This is a genomic window from Enterobacter sp. UPMP2060, from assembly GCF_053709655.1.
The window spans coordinates 100,811-118,204 of record NZ_JBSKJQ010000008.1 but is presented as its reverse complement, the minus strand read 5'-3'; the positions used below and the strand labels follow the sequence as shown (position 1 = coordinate 118,204).

The window sequence follows — 17,394 nt, the reverse complement described above, 5'->3', positions numbered from 1 at the left end:
AGAGGGCACGCTGCAAGGGAGATAATCACGCAACGCAATTATTGCACCAACTTTTCCTCGTCATTCAACTAAGCTTCGACCAGGTGCCCCGCCTCGTTCGCGGGGCCAGATTCCTTTTGGTCGAGCACGCATCATGCAGCTACTCAGTATTATTATTTTGCTTACCCTTACCGTGGTGATCCATTCGCTGTGGATGTTTGGCGTTTTAAAGTTCATCAAATTAGAAGTCGATTCGGCGGTACGCATCGTTTTACGCAATGTCGGTATCGTGATCTCCATGATCTTCGCCCACCTCCTTGAGGCCGGACTGTTTGCTGCGTTTTATTTTGTCATCGACGCGTTTAATGACTGGAACACCAGCTTCTATTTTTCACTGGTCAGCTACGCTACCGTGGGATACGGCGACGTCACGTTACCCCAGCACTGGCGGCTCATCGGCGGAGTGGAAGGGCTGGTGGGCGCGTTGATGGTGGGCTGGTCTGTGGCGGTTCTGGTGGCGGTGCTGCAGCGTTTGCGCGGCATGAGCGCCTAAACGGCAGATGCGCGATCCCCGCCTGGTAAGGTAAAGTACTTCTCCTTGCGTGGCCGGAAGGCCGCGACTTTGAGGGCGAAGAGGCTAATTAACGGCCCGCCCTTTTCTGTTCCTGGTTTACGCCAGTTTGCATGGTGTTGTGTTTTGTCTGCCAAAAGGGTGTTGTATGTCTGCTGCTCATCTCGGTTTCCCGACGGAAACCGTTGTTGTCTTTGTGGTGATGGCCGTTGGGGCGATGTTTATCGACCTCTTTATGCACCGTCACGATAAACCCGTCTCGCTGAAAAGCGCGGCGATGTGGTCCATTTTCTGGGTCATGATGGCGATGGCCTTCGCCGGATTCCTGTATGTTCACCACGGCGCCGAGATGGCGAGCCTGTTCCTCACCGGCTATGCGCTGGAAGAGGTGCTCTCCGTCGATAACCTGTTCGTGATGATGGCGATCTTCGCCTGGTTCGGCGTGCCGGATAAGTACCGTCACCGCGTGCTCTACTGGGGCGTGCTGGGGGCGATAGTCTTCCGCGGCATCTTTGTGGCTATCGGCACCAGCCTGCTCAGCCTGGGGCCGTACGTTGAGGTGATCTTCGCGCTGGTCGTCGGCTGGACGGCGGTGATGATGCTCAGGCGCAATGAAGAGAGCGACGAAGTGGAGGATTACTCGGGTCATCTCGCCTATCGCCTGGTGAAGCGCTTCTATCCGGTCTGGCCGAAAATCAGCAGCAACGCCTTTATTCTGACCCAGAAAGAGGTGGATGCGGAGCTTGAAAAGCCGGAAAACCAGGACGTGATGGTTGGCCGCGTGAAGAAGGCGAAGCGCTATGCGACGCCGCTGCTGCTTTGCGTAGCCGTCGTCGAGCTCTCTGACGTCATGTTCGCGTTTGACTCCGTGCCGGCCATTATTGCCGTGAGCCGCGAGCCGCTGATTATCTACAGCGCCATGATGTTCGCCATTCTCGGCCTGCGTACGCTTTACTTCGTGCTGGAAGCGCTGAAGCAGTATCTGGTGCACCTCGAGAAAGCCGTGGTTCTGCTGCTGTTCTTCGTGGCGTTCAAGCTGGGGTTAAATGCCACCGACCACTTCTGGCATCACGGTTACAGCATTGGCGCCACGGCCAGTTTGTTTGTGGTATTAGGCGTGCTGGCGCTGGGGATTATTGCGAGTGTGATGTTCCCGGGGAAACGTGAGGCCTGATGTACCGCCTTTCTCCCTCTCCCTGTGGGAGAGGGCCGGGGTGAGGACACCGGACCGCACCTAACCCTTAATCGGTGAATTCCGACGCTTGCGCGGGTGATGGAAGTGCCGCCAGTGCGGATCCTGCGCCGCCGCCAGCAGTTCGTGGTCGCCGCGGGTGTCGCCCCAGGCGCGCAGGTGATAGGCGTTCAGATCGCCATACACTTTTTCCAGCCTTGCCACCTTCTGGGCGCAGCGGCAGTTATTGCCCGTGATGCGCCCCGTCAGCTTGCCGTCTTTCACTTCCAGCTGCGTGCCAATCAGCTTAATGCCGAGCTTATCAGCCCACGGCTGGAGCACCAGCGCCGGGGATGCGGAACAGATGGTCACCTCCGCACCGGAATTTACCTCAGCCGCCACCGCCAGAACCCCTTCGGGGCGCATCAGCTTGTTCCAGTATTTTTCGCAAAAGGCTTCCGCCTGCTGGCGCAGCCAGTGTTCATCCACGCCCGTCAGGAAGGTTTTAATCAGCACTTCCTTCAGCTCATCGCGCGTCAGCTTGCGACGCACGCAGTGGAGCGTGGGCAGCGCCATGCGCACCAGGCGGCCCGCGAAGTAACGTTTGCCGAAGGCAAAACGCAGGAAAGGAATAAAGCTGTCGTGGTGCGTTAATGTCCCGTCAAAGTCGAAGACAGAGAGCACGCTGGATTTAGCCACCGTCTCGTCGGCAATCATATTGGTCATAAATACGTCTTAGCTGAAATACACATTCTGCGGATCAGTTTACCTGCTTTAGCTGGACAGTCCTTATATCACCACTCTTTTTTTCTCGATCTTGCGATCTCAAAGTGAGTCCATTTTTGGCCTCGATAACAATTGGTGAAAAAACGAGCTGTCTATATTATCGCCACATCGCAAGATATTTAGGGGAACCATTGGCCCCCACAGGTAAGGAAAAACTCACTCACTACTTCTTTCTTGATATGACTCTTAGATCGCTTATTTCAATCCTCACGTTAAGTTTTGCTTCGTTTTCTGCGTTCAGCTTTCAGCTTTCAGCGTCGATGTTATCGATGAACAGTGAACTGGCAGCATCACCGGCGAAATCTGCGCTGGTGCATCAGGAAACAGGTCCGCTGCGCTCGCGTATTCTCGATCAATACCAGAAATGGAAAGGCACCCAGTACCGGTGGGGCGGAACCACGCATCGCGGGGTGGATTGCTCCGCACTGATGCAGCACCTGTTCACCGATGCGGCGCATCTTAATTTGCCGCGCACGACGAGTGAACAGATCCATCGCGGCGTGCAGGTGGCGCAATACCGCCTGAGAGCCGGCGATCTGGTCTTCTTCCAGACGGGCCCGAACCGCAAGCACGTTGGCGTTTATATTGGCGAAAACCAGTTTATTCATGCCTCAACCAGTCAGGGCGTAACGGTTTCAACCCTGACGGATGATTACTGGCAGGCACACTACATTACCGCCCGTCGCATCGCAGGCAGCGCGGCCTGACAGCGTCAGATGATGTCATCCACGACGCCACCGTCGACGCGCAGCGCCGCGCCCGAGGTGGCGGAGGCCTGGGTCGAACAGACATAAATCACCATATTGGCCACCTCTTCAACCGTGGCCGCGCGCTGGATAACCGAGCTGGGGCGGTTGGCCATCACAAACTCTTTCGCCAGCTGCTCCAGCGATTTACCGGTTTTTTCGATTTCATCTTTCATCATCTCTGCAAAACCGTCAGACATCGTCGGGCCCGGCAGGACGCTGTTGACCGTCACGCCGCTCCCCGCCACAAACTTCGCCAGACCGCGCGCCAGCGAGAGCTGCGCCGTTTTGGTCACGCCGTAGTGGATCATATCCGCCGGAATATTGCAGGCCGACTCTGACGAGATAAACACCACGCGTCCCCAGCCTTTCTGCACCATACCCGGCAGCAGGGCGCGGGACAGACGCACGCCGGACATCACGTTGGTCTGCCAGTAACGCTCCCAGGTCTCATCGTCGGTGGCATAGAAATCCTGCGGACCGTAAATCCCGGCGTTGTTGACCAGAATATCGACGTTATTCGTCACCTTCAGAAGCGACTCGACCCCTTCCGCCGTGCTGAGATCGGCAATCGCGGCACGCACCTGTACGCCCGGCACCACCTGCTGGAGCTGCTGAATGCCTTTATTCACCGATTCCGTGCTGCGGCCATTGACGATCACTTCCGCACCGCTTTCTGCCAGACCTCTGGCAATGGCGAACCCGATCCCGCCGGTTGAGGCGGTCACCAGCGCCACTTTTCCCGCAAAGTCGATTTTCATCATCTGCTCCTTCTCGTTTTAACGTTCGGACCTTAAAGCGTAGCAGGTGAGGATGACGGCTCCTGGCTAAAAAGGCGCAACAGCGTCTCAACCTGTTCATCAAGCGGGGCGAGGGAACGTTTAACAATCAGGTGAAGCGGCGTTGCCCTGCGCGCGCCGTGGCTCAGCGGCAGGCGTTTGAGTACGCCCTGATCCAGCTGGGTCTGGATGCGTTCCTCTGGCAGCCAGCCGTAGCCGACCTGAGAGACGACGGCTTCAATCGCGGCATCGATGGTGGAGAAGGTCCACGACTCGCCGGCAGCACGCGCGGCGGGCTGGCTGTCCGCAATCTGGATAAGCGGCCACGGGCGCAGCATCTCATCATTTAGCGGCGCGTCGAGGTGAAACAAGGGGTGCCGGGAATAGGCCACGGCAACAAAGTCGATATTCATCAGCCATTCTCCGAGCCCGGTAATGTCCTGGCGGCGGGTTAAGACCATCACATCGGCTTCGTCGTTAATGGCATCGGCGCGGGTATTTTCCAGCACCTCGGTCAGACGTACCTGAGTCTGCGGATACTGCTGCTGGAACTGACGAAGAATAGCGAACAGGCGGCGGCGCGGGAAAATGGAGTCCACCACCAGATCTAACCGCGTTCGCATCCCGTTGCGAAGGGTCGCTGCGCGCGTCTCAACGTACGAAAACGCTTTCAGCAGCGGTTTAACCTGGTTGAGAAGAAGTTCTCCGGCCGGAGTTAACACCGCCCGTCGCCCCTCCGGGACCAGCAGCGCCACGCCGAGCCGCTCCTGCAGCAGCGACAGGTTATAGCTCACCGAGGACTGGCTGCGGTGGGTTTCTTCCGCAGCTTTGGCAAAGCTGCCCGCTTCCACCACTCTTTCCAGTAAAGCCCATTGTTCCAGCGTCGTCTTATGCATGATTTATCTAAAATTTGGATGAATTTGATTAAAACATAGCGTTATTCATTCATTTTTTGAAGGGGTACGATCGTCTCATCAAAACAAAGGAGACATCTTATGAACACCTTCGACAAACACGACTTAAGCGGCTTTGTTGGTAAACATCTTGTATATACCTACGATAACGGCTGGAACTACGAGATTTACGTAAAAAATGAGACCACGCTTGATTACCGTATTCACAGCGGTCTTGTGGCCAACCGTTGGGTGAAAGATCAGCAGGCTTATATCGTGCGGGTAGGCGAGAGCATCTATAAAATTTCCTGGACCGAACCAACCGGTACCGACGTCAGCCTGATCGTGAACCTGGGCGACAAGCTGTTCCATGGCACCATCTTCTTCCCACGCTGGGTCATGAACAACCCGGAAAAAACCGTCTGCTTCCAGAACGACCATATTCCGCTGATGAACAGCTATCGCGATGCGGGTCCGGCGTATCCAACGGAAGTGATTGATGAATTCGCTACGATCACCTTTGTGCGCGACTGCGGTGCCAATAATGAAAGCGTTATTGCCTGTGCGGCCAGTGAATTACCGAAAAACTTTCCAGATAATCTCTAATAAGCGCGACAATTAACTAAAAAGAAAAGTTCCCGGCTATTTCATATTATTTTGAAATGGCCGGGATTTTTTTTGTTTGTTGATGATTGGTTTAAATGAATCCATTTCAAAATGTTGCGAAAGATCACATTAAAAATATTTAATATTAATTTAACTTGTTGTTTTTCAACTAGCTGCTAGTTGTCTTATAACGTTGCAAACGTTGTCTTAATTTTTCCCTAAGGAAAGAGAGCTACTTTGATATAAGTTTATGGTTCGTTGAAATAAACGGGCTGGCATTTGGTTAATATCAAAAACATGCCATTTTTATTGCAAGGAAATTAATAATGAGTGATTTTCTGCCTTTTTCGCGGCCGTCGATGGGCGCTGAGGAAATTGCGGCGCTTCAGGACGTTTTGATGTCGGGCTGGATCACCACTGGGCCTAAGAATCAGGAACTTGAAGAGGCATTCTGTCAGCTTACCGGGAATCAGCATGCGATTGCCGTCTGTTCAGCCACCGCAGGTATGCACGTCACGCTGATGGCGCTGGATATTGGCCCGGGCGATGAAGTCATTACCCCTTCCCAGACCTGGGTATCCACGCTGAATATGATCGTGTTGCTGGGTGCCACACCGGTCATGATTGATGTGGACAAAGATACATTAATGGTGACGCCAGAAGCCGTTGAAGCCGCCATTACCCCGCGTACCAAAGCCATTATTCCCGTTCATTATGCCGGCGCGCCGTGTGAAATCGACGCCATTCATGCCATCGGTGAACGTCACGGTATTCCGGTTATTGAAGATGCGGCCCATGCCGCCGGAGCCTACTACAAGAACCGTCATGTGGGATGGAAAGGGACCGCGATTTTTTCCTTCCACGCCATTAAAAATATGACCTGCGCGGAAGGCGGCTTAGTCGTCACGGATAATGCCCAGCTGGCGCAGCGGATCCGCAGCCTGAAATTCCATGGCCTGGGCGTAGATGCCTATGACCGCCAGACGCACGGCCGCGCGCCGCAGGCGGAAGTGATCGCGCCGGGCTATAAATACAACCTGGCAGACATCAACGCCGCGCTGGCGCTGGTGCAGTTAGGCAAGCTGAAAGAGGCCAACAGACGCCGCCAGGAAATTGCTGAACGCTACCTGCGTGAGCTTGCCGATACGCCGTTCCAGCCGCTCACCATTCCGTCATGGCCGCACGTGCACGCCTGGCACCTGTTTATTATTCGCGTTGACGAAGCGCGCTGCGGAATTTCCCGCGACAACCTGATGGCGGCGCTGAAAGAGAAAGGCATCGGTACCGGCCTCCACTTCCGCGCGGCGCACACCCAAAAATACTACCGCGAGCGTTTTCCTGATGTATCGCTCCCGAATTCTGAATGGAATAGCGCGCGTATTTGTTCTCTCCCTCTTTTCCCGGACATGACTCATGACGACACAACCCGCGTCATTACCGCACTCCATCAGCTTGCAGGACATTGATATGTTCAGTGCACCGCCTGTACAAAAAGTTTCCGTGGTAATCCCGGTTTATAACGAGCAGGAGAGCCTGCCCGAACTGATCCGCCGTACAACCGCCGCCTGCGACACGATGGGCAAGGCTTATGAAATTCTGCTGGTAGATGATGGCAGTAGCGATAATTCCGCGCTGATGCTGACCGAGGCCGCGCAGGCCGAAGGCAGCCATATTGTTGCCGTGCTGCTCAACCGCAACTACGGCCAGCACTCGGCGATTATGGCGGGGTTTAGCCACGTCACGGGCGATCTGGTCATCACCCTGGACGCTGACCTGCAAAACCCGCCGGAAGAGATCCCGCGCCTGGTCGCCAAAGCCGATGAAGGCTATGACGTGGTCGGCACGGTACGTCAGAACCGTCAGGACAGTCTGTTCCGCAAGCTGGCCTCACGCACCATCAACCGCCTTATCCAGCGCACGACCGGTAAAGCGATGGGCGATTACGGCTGCATGCTGCGCGCCTACCGCCGCCATATTGTCGACGCGATGCTGCACTGCCATGAGCGCAGCACCTTTATTCCGATCCTCGCCAACACCTTTGCCCGCAAGGCAACGGAGATTCCGGTTCTGCACGCCGAGCGCGAGCACGGGGAATCGAAGTACAGCTTTATGCGTCTCATCAACCTGATGTATGACCTCATCACCTGCCTGACCACCACGCCGCTGCGTCTGCTGAGCGTGTTCGGCAGCATCATCGCCGTGGCCGGGTTTGCGTTGTCCGTTCTGCTGGTGGTGCTGCGCCTGGTCTTTGGCCCGCAGTGGGCGGCGGAAGGGGTCTTCATGCTCTTTGCCGTGCTGTTTATGTTCATCGGCGCCCAGTTTGTCGGGATGGGCCTTCTCGGTGAATACATTGGCCGTATCTATAACGATGTTCGCGCGCGTCCGCGCTACTTTATTCAACGTGTTGTCCGTCAGGAACACAAAGCATCTCAAGAGGAAATTCACCCATGAAAGCTGTTGTATTTGCCTATCACGATATGGGGTGCACGGGCACGCTGGCCCTGCTGGAAGCGGGCTATGACATTGCGGCAATCTTTACCCATCCGGACACGGCTGGAGAAAACAACTTTTTCGGCTCAGTGGCGCGTATCGCCGCCGAGCGCGGGATCCCGGTTTATGCACCGGACGACGTCAACCATCCGCTGTGGGTGGATCGCATCCGCGCCCTCGCGCCTGACGTAATCTTCTCGTTCTACTATCGCAACCTGCTTTCCGACGAAATCTTAGGTCTGGCCGCAAAAGGCGCCTTTAATCTTCATGGTTCTCTGCTTCCCGCCTACCGCGGCCGCGCGCCGCTGAACTGGGTGCTGGTGAACGGTGAAACGGAAACGGGCGTGACGCTGCACCGCATGGTGCGCCGTGCTGACGCGGGCGCTATCGTGGCACAGCAGAAGGTCGCTATTGATGCGGACGAAACGGCGCTGCAGCTGCATCAAAAGCTGAATGCAACGGCGCAGACGCTGCTGCGTGATGCCCTGCCAGGCATCCTCAACGGCACCTTCAGCGAGACCGCGCAGGATGAGAGCAAGGCAAGCTGCTTTGGTCGCCGCGCGCCGGAAGATGGTCGTCTGGACTGGAACAAGCCTGCCCGCCAGCTGCACAACCTGGTGCGTGCCGTGACCGACCCGTGGCCGGGCGCGTACAGCTTTGCGGGCGTAAGCAAATTTATCGTCTGGAAATCCCGCGTGCGTGACGACATCCCTGCTGCCAAACCGGGCACCGTCGTCTCTGTCTCTCCGCTGATTGTAAGCTGCGGCGAGCAGGCGCTGGAGATCGTCACCGGACAAACCGACAACGGCCTGTACGTTCAGGGCACGCAGCTGGCGCAGTCTCTGGGTCTGGTGGCCGGGGCGCTGATCACCAGCGCGCCGGTGGTTGCCATCAAGCGCCGTACCCGCGTGCTGATCCTCGGCGTGAACGGCTTTATCGGTAACCACCTGACGGAACGTCTGCTCAAGGACGATAACTACGAGATTTACGGTCTGGATATCGGCTCTGACGCCATCAGCCGTTTCCTCGACAACCCGCGTTTCCACTTCGTGGAAGGGGATATCAGCATCCATTCCGAGTGGATTGAATACCACATTAAAAAATGCGACGTGGTGCTGCCGCTGGTCGCCATTGCCACGCCAATCGAGTACACCCGTAACCCGCTGCGCGTGTTCGAGCTGGACTTCGAAGAGAACCTGAAGATCATCCGCGACTGCGTGAAATACGACAAGCGCATCATCTTCCCGTCCACGTCTGAAGTGTACGGCATGTGTACCGATAAGAACTTCGATGAAGACACCTCCAACCTGGTGGTCGGGCCGATCAACAAACAGCGCTGGATTTACTCCGTCTCCAAACAGCTGCTGGACCGCGTGATTTGGGCCTACGGCGAGAAAGAAGGTCTGCGCTTCACCCTGTTCCGTCCGTTCAACTGGATGGGCCCGCGTCTGGATAACCTCAACGCGGCGCGTATCGGCAGCTCCCGTGCGATCACCCAGCTGATCCTGAACCTGGTAGAAGGCTCGCCAATTAAGCTTATCGAAGGCGGGAAACAGAAACGCTGCTTTACGGATATCAGCGACGGTATCGAAGCGCTGTTCCGCATCATCGAAAACAAAGATAACCGCTGCAACGGTGAAATCATCAACATCGGTAACCCGGAAAACGAAGCGAGCATTCGCGAGCTGGCAGAGATGCTGCTGGCCAGCTTTGAGCGCCATCCGCTGCGCGACAAGTTCCCGCCGTTTGCCGGTTTCCGCGAAGTGGAAAGCAGCAGCTACTATGGCAAAGGATATCAGGACGTTGAGCATCGTAAGCCAAGCATTCGCAACGCGAAGCGCTGCCTGAACTGGACGCCGACGGTGAAAATGGAGCAGACCATTGACGAAACGCTCGATTTCTTCCTGCGCACCGTGGAGCTGTCGGAACAGGCCTCATGAAAAAAGTCGGTTTACGCATTGATGTCGACACCTTCAGGGGAACGCGTGACGGCGTACCCAAACTGCTGGAACTGCTGAACAAACACGATGTGCGTTCCAGCATTTTCTTCAGCGTGGGGCCTGACAACATGGGACGCCATTTATGGCGTCTGATTAAACCGGCATTTCTGTTCAAAATGCTGCGCTCGCGCGCAGCATCCCTCTACGGCTGGGATATTTTGCTGGCTGGCACCGCCTGGCCCGGCAGACGTATCGGCGCGGGTAATGAAGCCGTTATCCGTGAGGCGGCGCAGCATCATGAGGTGGGTCTGCACGCCTGGGACCACCATGCCTGGCAAGCCTGGGCGGGCGTCTGGGATATCCCGCGCCTGTCCCGTGAGGTCGAGCGTGGGATGCTGGAGCTGGAGGCCATTACCGGTCAGCCCGTGCGTTGCTCCGCCGTGGCGGGATGGCGTGCGGATCAGCGCGTCGTGAAGGCCAAAGAAGCCTTTGCGTTTCGCTACAACAGCGACTGTCGCGGAACCGGGCCCTTTTTGCCGCTGTTAGGCGAAAATCGCTACGGAACGGTGCAAATTCCGGTTACGCTTCCCACCTGGGATGAAGTGGTCGGGCGCGAGGTGAAGGCGGATGAGTTCAATCGCTACATTCTGGACCGCGTCCATCGTGACGCCGGCACGCCGGTGTATACCATCCATGCCGAAGTGGAAGGGATTGCGTATCAGCATGATTTCGACGAACTGCTGACGATGGCCGCTCAGGAGGGCATTGAATTTTGTCCGTTGAGCGAGCTGCTGCCGGACGACCTCAGCACCCTGCCCGTGGGCAAAGTCGTCCGTAATGAAATGGCTGGCCGGGAAGGCTGGCTTGGCTATCAACAAACCGTGAGTCCGGTCCCATGAAAACAGCCCGTTATGGCTTAGCGCTTCTCGCACTGTTTATCGTTTACTACCTCATTCCGGTCGATATTCGTCTGCTCTGGCAGCCTGATGAAACGCGCTATGCGGAAATCAGCCGCGAAATGCTGGCATCCGGAGACTGGGTAGTCCCGCATTTTCTGGGGCTGCGTTACTTTGAAAAACCGATTGCTGGCTACTGGATCAACAGCATCGGGCAGCTGCTGTTCGGGCACACCAACCTCGCCGTGCGCGCCGGTTCTATATTCTCCACCGGGTTAGCGGCGCTGCTGGTCATCTGGATGGCATGGCGTCTCTGGCGAGATAAGCGGACCGCCATTTTCTCCGGTCTTATCTTCCTGACCCTGTTCCTGGTGTATGGCATCGGCACGTATGCGGTGCTGGATCCTATCATCACCCTGTGGCTGGTGGCGGCGATGTGCAGCTTCTGGCTGGCCTCACAGGCTCAAACCGTTGCAGGAAAAGCGGGTGGCTATGTGCTGCTTGGGCTGGCCTGCGGGATGGGGGTGATGACCAAAGGCTTCCTGGCGCTGGCGGTACCGGTGATTGGCGTGCTGCCGTGGGTAATCGCCCATAAGCGCTGGAAAGAGGTGCTGATTTTTGGCTGGCTCGCGATCCTGAGCTGTGTGCTGATTGTTCTGCCGTGGGCGCTGGCCATTGCGCAGCGTGAGCCTGACTTCTGGCGTTATTTCTTCTGGGTTGAGCATATTCAGCGTTTTGCCCAGAGCGACGCGCAGCACAAAGCCCCGTTCTGGTACTACATACCGTTCCTGATCGCGGGCAGCCTGCCGTGGCTTGCGCTTTTGCCCGGTGCGATTCGTCTCGGCTGGAATGACCGACAAAACGCGGGTGGCGGGTTCTATCTGCTGGGTTGGGTGGTGATGCCGCTGCTGTTCTTCAGCATTGCCAAAGGCAAGCTGCCGACCTATATCCTGCCGTGCTTTGCCCCGCTGGCGATCCTGATGGCGCGCTATGCCTGCCTCGCGGCGGAAAAAGGTGCCAGAGCGTTACGCATTAACGGCGGGATTAACCTGGCGTTTGGCGTTATCGGCGTGGTGGCGGCGCTGGTGGTCTCGCCGTGGGGACTGTCTAAGCATCCGGTCTGGACGTCGGTCGAACTGTATAAAGTCTTCTGTGCGGTGGTGGCGTTCCTCATCTGGGCCGCGGTAGGTTGGTTAACGTTCAGACAGAGCCAGCAGCGCTGGTGGCTGGCGGCACTGTGCCCCGCAGGGCTGGCGCTGCTGATTGGTTTTGCCATTCCTAACCTGGTGGTGGATTCCAAACAGCCGCAGTCGCTGGTCGATACCGTGCGCGAGCCGCTTCAGGAAAGCCGATTCGTGCTGGCCAATAACGTGGGCGTGGCCGCGGGCCTGGCGTGGGAGCTGAAGCGTAATGACATCACGCTGTTTGGTCAGAGCGGCGAACTGCGCTACGGGCTGGATTATCCCGATGTGAAAGATCGTTTTGTCAGTGAGGACGACTTCGCGCAGTGGCTGGCAGCGCATCGTCAGCAGGGGCGCGTGTCGCTGGTGATGCTGCTGTCAAAACGCGACGATATTTCACGGGCGAATTTACCGCAGCCGGACAATCTCTATATCCAGGGGCGTCTGGCCTTGCTGGAGTACCTGCCGAAGTGATGACCTGGATCTGGCTGATACTGGCAAGCTTGCTCAGCTGCGCGGGGCAGCTGTGCCAGAAACAGGCCACCCGTCCGGCGAAAGCCGGGCGGCGCGGGGCGCATATCGCGCTGTGGCTTGGCCTGGCACTGCTGGCGCTGGGCAGCGGGATGCTGGTCTGGCTGGTGGTGCTGCAACGCCTGCCTGTCGGCATTGCGTATCCTATGCTGAGCCTCAATTTTGTCTGGGTGACGCTGGCGGCGAAGGCGTTCTGGCGTGAGCACGTTGCTGCGCATCACTGGCTGGGGGTAGGGTTCATCATTATTGGGATTGTTATCCTGGGAGGGAGCCTGTGAAAGGAGCGTTCTGGGCCTTATGCAGCGTGCTGTTAGTCAGCGCGGCGCAGCTGTTGCTGCGCAATGCCATGCAGGCATTGCCACCGGTCAGTGAGATCCTGGCGTTTGTTTCCGCGCTGTGGCACTTCTCATCCGGCACGGGCGCGCTGCTGCTGGGGTTGACGGGGTACGTGGCCTCGATGGGCTGCTGGTATCTGGCGCTGCATCGCATGGCGCTCAGCAAAGCGTATGCCCTGCTGAGCCTCAGCTATATTCTGGTGTGGGCCGCCGCGATCCTGCTGCCCGGCTGGGGAGAACGCTTCTCCTGGCACGGGCTGGTGGGCGTCGGGTTTATTATTCTGGGTGTGTTAGTGATTTTTCTGCCCCGAACGTCCCAACGTGAATAATCGACTCGTGGGTCAGGGTGTAAGGGGTCGATGTGCAGACGGCAAGGCTCAGCGAGCCGACCTGTAGCTGGCTGACCGCGTGCGTCTGCGCCGTGCTGTCGATGCTGACAATCTGCCAGGCACTGCCGCCACGCTGTTTCACAATCGCTTCTTTCCGCGTCCAGATACGCCAGAAGGCGGAAAGCCGTTCCTCGGGCGCTTCACGCTCCAGCTCGTCATGCTCGGTCATGCTGAAAACCGCATTAGCCAGCGCCTGCCAGTTCTTCCTCGGGCGAATTACTTCGATATCGCAGCCGACCTCGCCTTCATCGCTCATCAGCAGGGCGATATCGTCACCGCTGTGGCTCAGGTTGAACCACAGCGGATGACCCTTCGCAAAGGCCGGTTTCCCCTGCTCACCGTAAATGATGTCGGGGAGCGGGCGAGGGGATAACGTTCTGGCAAGCAGCGTCCTCCCGGCCAGCCAGGAGGCCTGTCGGGCACCCTGAGGCGCCCTGTCTGCGAGCGCTGACGCCAGCGGGTCCGCGCAAAGGGTGGAGATTTTTCCCAGTACAAACCGGTACATAGTTACGCCCAGCGTTTAATGATAATCGAGGTATTGATGCCGCCAAACGCGAAGTTATTGCTCTGCAGATACTCGCAGTCAATCTGACGGGCTTCCCCCATAATATAATCTAAAGCACCGCATTGCTCATCCGGCTGCGTTAAATTGAGCGTCGGGGCAAACCAGCCTTCACGCATCATCTGCAGGCTCATCCACGCTTCCAGCGCGCCGCAGGCACCCAGCGTGTGGCCAAAATAGCTCTTCAGCGAGGACACCGGCACGCTGTTACCGTAGATGGCGGCAGTGGCCTGGCTTTCGGCGATATCGCCGCGATCGGTGGCGGTACCGTGCGCGGAGATATACCCCATATCCCGGGCGCTTAATCCCGCCATGGCCAGCGACTGCTCCATGCAAATCTGCATGGTGTCACGCTGAGGCTGGGTGATATGGGCCGCGTCACAGTTGGTGGCAAAGCCCACGATCTCACCGTAGATTGTCGCCCCGCGCGCTCTGGCGTGCTCCAGCTCTTCCAGAATCAGGGTGCCTGCGCCTTCCCCAATGACCAGACCATCGCGCTGCGTATCGAACGGAGAAGGGGTGGTTTTGGGTTCGTCGTTACGCTGGCTGGTGGCAAACAGCGTGTCAAACACCGCCGCTTCAGACGGACATAATTCTTCCGCGCCCCCCGCGACCATCACGGTCTGATACCCGTGGCGAATCGCCTCCCAGGCGTAGCCAATCGCCTGGCTGCCGGAGGTACAGGCGCTCGACGTCGGGATCACGCGGCCGCGCAACCCAAAGAACAGCCCGGTATTCACCGCCGTGGTGTGCGGCATCATCTGGACGTAGGTTGTCCCGGTGATGTTATTGGTGTGCTTTTCGGTGAGCATGGTCGCGAATTCACTGACCGGGCCGGTGCTGCCAGTCGAAGAACCGTAGGCGATACCGGTTTGACCGTTGGTGAGCACCGCTTCGCCAATCAGCCCCGCCTGCTCCAGCGCCAGCTCGGTGGCGCGGGTCGACATCAGCGACACGCGGCCCATGGCACGAATACGCTTGCGGGTATAGTGTTCCGGCAGCGTGAAATCATCGATCGGCGCGCCCAGCAGGGTATGCAGGCCATCGTACACCTGCCATTCCGGCATTTTACGCACCGCGTTTTCATACGCCAGCAGCCTGCTGGAAACGGATTGCCAGCTTTCGCCAAAGGCGGTCACGCCGCCCATGCCCGTAATCACCACGCGACGCGTCATAGCATGCCTCCGTTAATGGAAATGACCTGGCGGGTAACGTAGCCCGCAATATCTGACATCAGATAGCTTGCCAGCCCGGCGACCTCTTCAGCCTGGCCCATCCGTTTCATTGGGATGATGGACATCGCTTCCTTCAGCGCGGCTTCTTCCATCTCAATCATGCCGGTATCAATCAGCCCCGGGGCAATGCAGTTGACGGTGATTTTGCGTTTTGCCAGCTCAATCGCCAGGGCTTTGGTGGCACCGATAATGCCCGCTTTGGCCGCGCTGTAGTTCACCTGCCCGCGGTTGCCCATCACGCCGGACACGGACGATAAGGTGATAATGCGCCCCCCTTTACGGGTGCCAATCATCGGCATAATGCAGGGGTGAATGACGTTATAAAAACTGTCGAGATTGGTGTGGATCACGCTGTCCCAGTCGTCTTCGCTCAGCGCCGGAAAGGCGCCGTCGCGGGTAATTCCGGCGTTGCTGACCACGCCATACCATGCGCCATGGGCTTCAATCTCCTGCTCCAGCACCTCGCGGCACTGTTCGCGGTTGCCCACATCAAAGGCGAGTAAACGACCGTTGCCACCCGCCTGCGTGATGGCGTCCAGCGTCTCCTGCGCGCCTGCGGCATCACGATGGTAATGCACGCCTACGGTAAACCCGTCGGCGGCAAGCTGACGAGCGATGGCGCGCCCTATGCCTTTGCTGGCCCCGGTGACCAGTACGGAACGACTCATGCGTTAGATCCCTGATTAAAAAGCGATGTTAATTCTTCTGCGCTCGGCTGGAAGGTGTTGACCCGGCCCGTGGCCAGCGTCTCTTCATTCGCGGAAATCGCGCATTCAAAGCTGCCGAAGCGTTCGTCCTGCATCAGCAGCTTAACGGTGATGTCCAGCGTCAGGCCTGCGGCGAAACGCCCGCTGGCGCAGACCAGCTCGCGCGCACCGAGCACCATGCCCAGCGCGATATGATCCTGCCCCTGCTGCTGGCGATGCCAGCCTGACCAGACGCCGACGGTCTGCGCCATCAGCTCGAGCGCGTACCAGCCCGGCAGATCGCCATCGGCATTGAGAAACGGCGCCAGCACGCTTTGCCCGTTGACGGCCACGCGGCAGACCGCCGTGTCGTCCGTAACGTTCTCAACGGACCCCAGCAGCATCATCGGCGGCTCGTGCGGCAGATAGGCTTCGGGTGATAAGTAGCTCATGAGGCTCTCCCCAGCAGGATGCTGGCGTTATTGCCGCCAAACGCGAACGAGTTAGACAAAATGACCGGTTTTTTCAGAGCGGCGCGCTGGTGCAGCAGGCCGCACGGCGCCAGCGTGTCGTCCGGCGCGTAGCGGGCGAAGTCCTGCGGCGGCAACGGCAGATCGCGCGTCAGAATCAGCCAGCTCAGGGCCGCTTCGGTAATGCCGGCGGCGCCCAGCGTATGGCCGGTAAGGTGTTTGGTTGAGCTGCACGGCACGCTTTCCCCGAAGAGATCGTGAACCACCTGCGATTCAATCTGATCGTTGAGCGGCGTGGCCGTGCCGTGCAGGTTGATGTAGCCGATATCCTGCGGCTGCATATCCGCTTCGTTAAGCGCCTGCGCGATAGCCCTTATCGCCCCTTCACCCTGCGGATGCGGGGCGGAAATATGGTACGCATCGCTGGATTCGCCCGTTCCGAGCAGCGCCACGTCCGCGGGCTCCCGGCTCAATACCATCAGCGCGGCGGCTTCACCAATGGTGATCCCCCGGCGGTCGCGACCAAACGGCTCGCAGAGCGTAGGGGAGAAGGATTCAAGGCTGTTAAAGCCGTTGACGGGCATCCGGCTCAGGGTATCGGCTCCGCCGACAATGGCGATGTCCACCAGCCCGGCTTCAATCAGACGTTTGCCGCCGATCATCGCCCGCGCGCTGGAAGAGCAGGCCGTGGAGATCGTATAGGCCGGGCCTTCGAGCTGAAGCCAGTTGGCGAGGAAGCGGGACGAATCGCCAAGCTCCTGCTGCGGATACTGCCAGCGCGTGCTCGCTTCGCCATGGGTCATGTGGCGCACGTGCTCATCGCCTTCGTCCAGCCCGGAGGTGCTGGTCCCCAGCACCACGGCCACGCGGTCGCGACCGACGCGGGCGATGGCCTCGTCAACGGCGGGCTGAATCTGCGACAGCGCGGCCAGCAGCAGCTGGTTATTGCGGGTACGGTGTGCGGCGAAGGCGTCCGGGATGTGCGGAAGCTCGCCTTCCACGCCGCCCAGAACGGCTTCGGGTAAACCCTGCAACCAGCCGGTCCGGGCGTGCATCCCCGGCGCCACGCCTGCCGTCAGGTTCGCGGCAATCTCGTCAGGCGAGTTGCCCAGCGCGTTGACCATGCCAACAGCGGATATATAAATCAT

The 17,394-nt window shown here is 58.2% G+C and carries 19 protein-coding genes; 11 read left to right on the top strand and 8 right to left on the bottom strand.

The genetic code is table 11. From position 1 onward, the window contains the following. Positions 1-133 precede the first annotated feature (133 nt). Both ACWKXN_RS16375 and ACWKXN_RS16370 read left to right on the top strand, forming a co-directional pair. Positions 134-532: a potassium channel family protein gene (locus ACWKXN_RS16375; protein WP_023309546.1), complete on the top strand. Its 399-nt coding sequence runs from the start codon at positions 134-136 to the stop codon at positions 530-532. A gap of 166 nt (positions 533-698) precedes the next feature. After that, positions 699-1,724, top strand: coding sequence for a TerC/Alx family metal homeostasis membrane protein (locus ACWKXN_RS16370; RefSeq protein WP_024908851.1), 1,026 nt, complete (start codon positions 699-701; stop codon positions 1,722-1,724). A gap of 60 nt (positions 1,725-1,784) precedes the next feature. On the opposite strand, the gene ACWKXN_RS16365 is transcribed toward ACWKXN_RS16370, so the two are convergent. Beyond that, the gene (locus ACWKXN_RS16365) at positions 1,785-2,447 is read right to left on the bottom strand and encodes an HAD family hydrolase (protein ID WP_014885577.1); all 663 of its coding nucleotides are present in this window, start codon (positions 2,445-2,447) and stop codon (positions 1,785-1,787) included. Between the two features lie 320 nt (positions 2,448-2,767). On the opposite strand from ACWKXN_RS16365, the gene ACWKXN_RS16360 reads away from it, so the two are divergent. Then, the gene (locus ACWKXN_RS16360) at positions 2,768-3,214 is read left to right on the top strand and encodes an NlpC/P60 family protein (protein WP_223998069.1); all 447 of its coding nucleotides are present in this window, start codon (positions 2,768-2,770) and stop codon (positions 3,212-3,214) included. 5 nt (positions 3,215-3,219) lie between these two features. Here the strand turns inward: ACWKXN_RS16360 and ACWKXN_RS16355 are convergent, their stop codons facing one another. Then, complete coding sequence (locus ACWKXN_RS16355; protein WP_439205599.1) at positions 3,220-4,014, bottom strand: SDR family NAD(P)-dependent oxidoreductase; 795 nt, start codon at positions 4,012-4,014, stop codon at positions 3,220-3,222. 32 nt (positions 4,015-4,046) lie between these two features. After that, positions 4,047-4,928 (bottom strand): LysR family transcriptional regulator, encoded by an 882-nt coding sequence (locus ACWKXN_RS16350; protein ID WP_454544025.1) that lies wholly within the window; start codon positions 4,926-4,928, stop codon positions 4,047-4,049. 99 nt (positions 4,929-5,027) lie between these two features. On the opposite strand from ACWKXN_RS16350, the gene ACWKXN_RS16345 reads away from it, so the two are divergent. The 8 genes from ACWKXN_RS16345 to arnF all read left to right on the top strand — a co-directional run bounded on the left by ACWKXN_RS16345 (position 5,028) and on the right by arnF (position 13,233). Further along, entirely contained in the window at positions 5,028-5,531 is a 504-nt protein-coding gene (locus ACWKXN_RS16345) for a phenolic acid decarboxylase (RefSeq protein ID WP_008503103.1), read from the top strand. A 326-nt stretch (positions 5,532-5,857) separates the two neighbouring features. Then, on the top strand, positions 5,858-6,997 hold the full coding sequence (gene arnB / locus ACWKXN_RS16340) for a UDP-4-amino-4-deoxy-L-arabinose aminotransferase (protein ID WP_454544024.1): 1,140 nt from the start codon (positions 5,858-5,860) through the stop codon (positions 6,995-6,997). 1 nt (position 6,998) lies between these two features. Next, positions 6,999-7,982 carry an undecaprenyl-phosphate 4-deoxy-4-formamido-L-arabinose transferase gene (gene arnC / locus ACWKXN_RS16335; protein ID WP_029740674.1) on the top strand — a complete coding sequence of 328 codons (984 nt, stop codon included), beginning with the start codon at positions 6,999-7,001 and terminating at the stop codon, positions 7,980-7,982. Further along, on the top strand, positions 7,979-9,961 hold the full coding sequence (arnA, locus tag ACWKXN_RS16330; protein WP_182931292.1) for a bifunctional UDP-4-amino-4-deoxy-L-arabinose formyltransferase/UDP-glucuronic acid oxidase ArnA: 1,983 nt from the start codon (positions 7,979-7,981) through the stop codon (positions 9,959-9,961). The genes arnC and arnA overlap by 4 nt, the downstream gene beginning before the upstream one ends. Beyond that, on the top strand, positions 9,958-10,860 hold the full coding sequence (arnD, locus tag ACWKXN_RS16325) for a 4-deoxy-4-formamido-L-arabinose-phosphoundecaprenol deformylase (protein WP_454544023.1): 903 nt from the start codon (positions 9,958-9,960) through the stop codon (positions 10,858-10,860). The genes arnA and arnD overlap by 4 nt, the downstream gene beginning before the upstream one ends. Continuing rightward, positions 10,857-12,512, top strand: a complete 1,656-nt coding sequence (arnT, locus tag ACWKXN_RS16320; RefSeq protein ID WP_182931290.1) for a lipid IV(A) 4-amino-4-deoxy-L-arabinosyltransferase — start codon at positions 10,857-10,859, stop codon at positions 12,510-12,512. The genes arnD and arnT overlap by 4 nt, the downstream gene beginning before the upstream one ends. Beyond that, positions 12,512-12,847 carry a 4-amino-4-deoxy-L-arabinose-phosphoundecaprenol flippase subunit ArnE gene (arnE, locus tag ACWKXN_RS16315; protein ID WP_039263049.1) on the top strand — a complete coding sequence of 112 codons (336 nt, stop codon included), beginning with the start codon at positions 12,512-12,514 and terminating at the stop codon, positions 12,845-12,847. The genes arnT and arnE overlap by 1 nt, the downstream gene beginning before the upstream one ends. After that, on the top strand, positions 12,844-13,233 hold the full coding sequence (gene arnF, locus ACWKXN_RS16310) for a 4-amino-4-deoxy-L-arabinose-phosphoundecaprenol flippase subunit ArnF (RefSeq protein ID WP_047059881.1): 390 nt from the start codon (positions 12,844-12,846) through the stop codon (positions 13,231-13,233). Before arnE ends, arnF begins: the two co-directional genes overlap by 4 nt. On the opposite strand, the gene acpT is transcribed toward arnF, so the two are convergent. The 5 genes from acpT to ACWKXN_RS16285 are packed head-to-tail and all read right to left on the bottom strand — an operon-like array spanning position 13,181 to position 17,394. Beyond that, positions 13,181-13,798: a 4'-phosphopantetheinyl transferase AcpT gene (gene acpT, locus ACWKXN_RS16305; protein ID WP_454544022.1), complete on the bottom strand. Its 618-nt coding sequence runs from the start codon at positions 13,796-13,798 to the stop codon at positions 13,181-13,183. The genes arnF and acpT overlap by 53 nt on opposite strands. 2 nt (positions 13,799-13,800) lie before the next feature. Next, complete coding sequence (locus ACWKXN_RS16300) at positions 13,801-15,030, bottom strand: beta-ketoacyl-ACP synthase (RefSeq protein ID WP_454544021.1); 1,230 nt, start codon at positions 15,028-15,030, stop codon at positions 13,801-13,803. Then, positions 15,027-15,758: a 3-ketoacyl-ACP reductase FabG2 gene (locus ACWKXN_RS16295; RefSeq protein WP_032662188.1), complete on the bottom strand. Its 732-nt coding sequence runs from the start codon at positions 15,756-15,758 to the stop codon at positions 15,027-15,029. The genes ACWKXN_RS16300 and ACWKXN_RS16295 overlap by 4 nt, the downstream gene beginning before the upstream one ends. Then, on the bottom strand, positions 15,755-16,228 hold the full coding sequence (locus tag ACWKXN_RS16290; protein WP_039263053.1) for an ApeP family dehydratase: 474 nt from the start codon (positions 16,226-16,228) through the stop codon (positions 15,755-15,757). The genes ACWKXN_RS16295 and ACWKXN_RS16290 overlap by 4 nt, the downstream gene beginning before the upstream one ends. Beyond that, a complete protein-coding gene (locus ACWKXN_RS16285) occupies positions 16,225-17,394 on the bottom strand; it encodes a beta-ketoacyl-[acyl-carrier-protein] synthase family protein (RefSeq protein WP_454544020.1) in 1,170 nt (389 codons plus the stop codon). Before ACWKXN_RS16285 ends, ACWKXN_RS16290 begins: the two co-directional genes overlap by 4 nt.

What these genes read in the sequence shown, in the direction of transcription:
- ACWKXN_RS16375 (WP_023309546.1), top strand. Translation starts at nt 134, where the DNA reads ATGCAGCTACTCAGTATTATTATTTTGCTTACCCTTACCGTGGTGATC.
- ACWKXN_RS16370 (WP_024908851.1), top strand. Translation starts at nt 699, where the DNA reads ATGTCTGCTGCTCATCTCGGTTTCCCGACGGAAACCGTTGTTGTCTTT.
- ACWKXN_RS16365 (WP_014885577.1), bottom strand. Translation starts at nt 2,447, where the DNA reads ATGACCAATATGATTGCCGACGAGACGGTGGCTAAATCCAGCGTGCTC.
- ACWKXN_RS16360 (WP_223998069.1), top strand. Translation starts at nt 2,768, where the DNA reads ATGTTATCGATGAACAGTGAACTGGCAGCATCACCGGCGAAATCTGCG.
- ACWKXN_RS16355 (WP_439205599.1), bottom strand. Translation starts at nt 4,014, where the DNA reads ATGAAAATCGACTTTGCGGGAAAAGTGGCGCTGGTGACCGCCTCAACC.
- ACWKXN_RS16350 (WP_454544025.1), bottom strand. Translation starts at nt 4,928, where the DNA reads ATGCATAAGACGACGCTGGAACAATGGGCTTTACTGGAAAGAGTGGTG.
- ACWKXN_RS16345 (WP_008503103.1), top strand. Translation starts at nt 5,028, where the DNA reads ATGAACACCTTCGACAAACACGACTTAAGCGGCTTTGTTGGTAAACAT.
- arnB (WP_454544024.1), top strand. Translation starts at nt 5,858, where the DNA reads ATGAGTGATTTTCTGCCTTTTTCGCGGCCGTCGATGGGCGCTGAGGAA.
- arnC (WP_029740674.1), top strand. Translation starts at nt 6,999, where the DNA reads ATGTTCAGTGCACCGCCTGTACAAAAAGTTTCCGTGGTAATCCCGGTT.
- arnA (WP_182931292.1), top strand. Translation starts at nt 7,979, where the DNA reads ATGAAAGCTGTTGTATTTGCCTATCACGATATGGGGTGCACGGGCACG.
- arnD (WP_454544023.1), top strand. Translation starts at nt 9,958, where the DNA reads ATGAAAAAAGTCGGTTTACGCATTGATGTCGACACCTTCAGGGGAACG.
- arnT (WP_182931290.1), top strand. Translation starts at nt 10,857, where the DNA reads ATGAAAACAGCCCGTTATGGCTTAGCGCTTCTCGCACTGTTTATCGTT.
- arnE (WP_039263049.1), top strand. Translation starts at nt 12,512, where the DNA reads ATGACCTGGATCTGGCTGATACTGGCAAGCTTGCTCAGCTGCGCGGGG.
- acpT (WP_454544022.1), bottom strand. Translation starts at nt 13,798, where the DNA reads ATGTACCGGTTTGTACTGGGAAAAATCTCCACCCTTTGCGCGGACCCG.
- ACWKXN_RS16300 (WP_454544021.1), bottom strand. Translation starts at nt 15,030, where the DNA reads ATGACGCGTCGCGTGGTGATTACGGGCATGGGCGGCGTGACCGCCTTT.
- ACWKXN_RS16295 (WP_032662188.1), bottom strand. Translation starts at nt 15,758, where the DNA reads ATGAGTCGTTCCGTACTGGTCACCGGGGCCAGCAAAGGCATAGGGCGC.
- ACWKXN_RS16290 (WP_039263053.1), bottom strand. Translation starts at nt 16,228, where the DNA reads ATGAGCTACTTATCACCCGAAGCCTATCTGCCGCACGAGCCGCCGATG.
- ACWKXN_RS16285 (WP_454544020.1), bottom strand. Translation starts at nt 17,394, where the DNA reads ATGATTTATATATCCGCTGTTGGCATGGTCAACGCGCTGGGCAACTCG.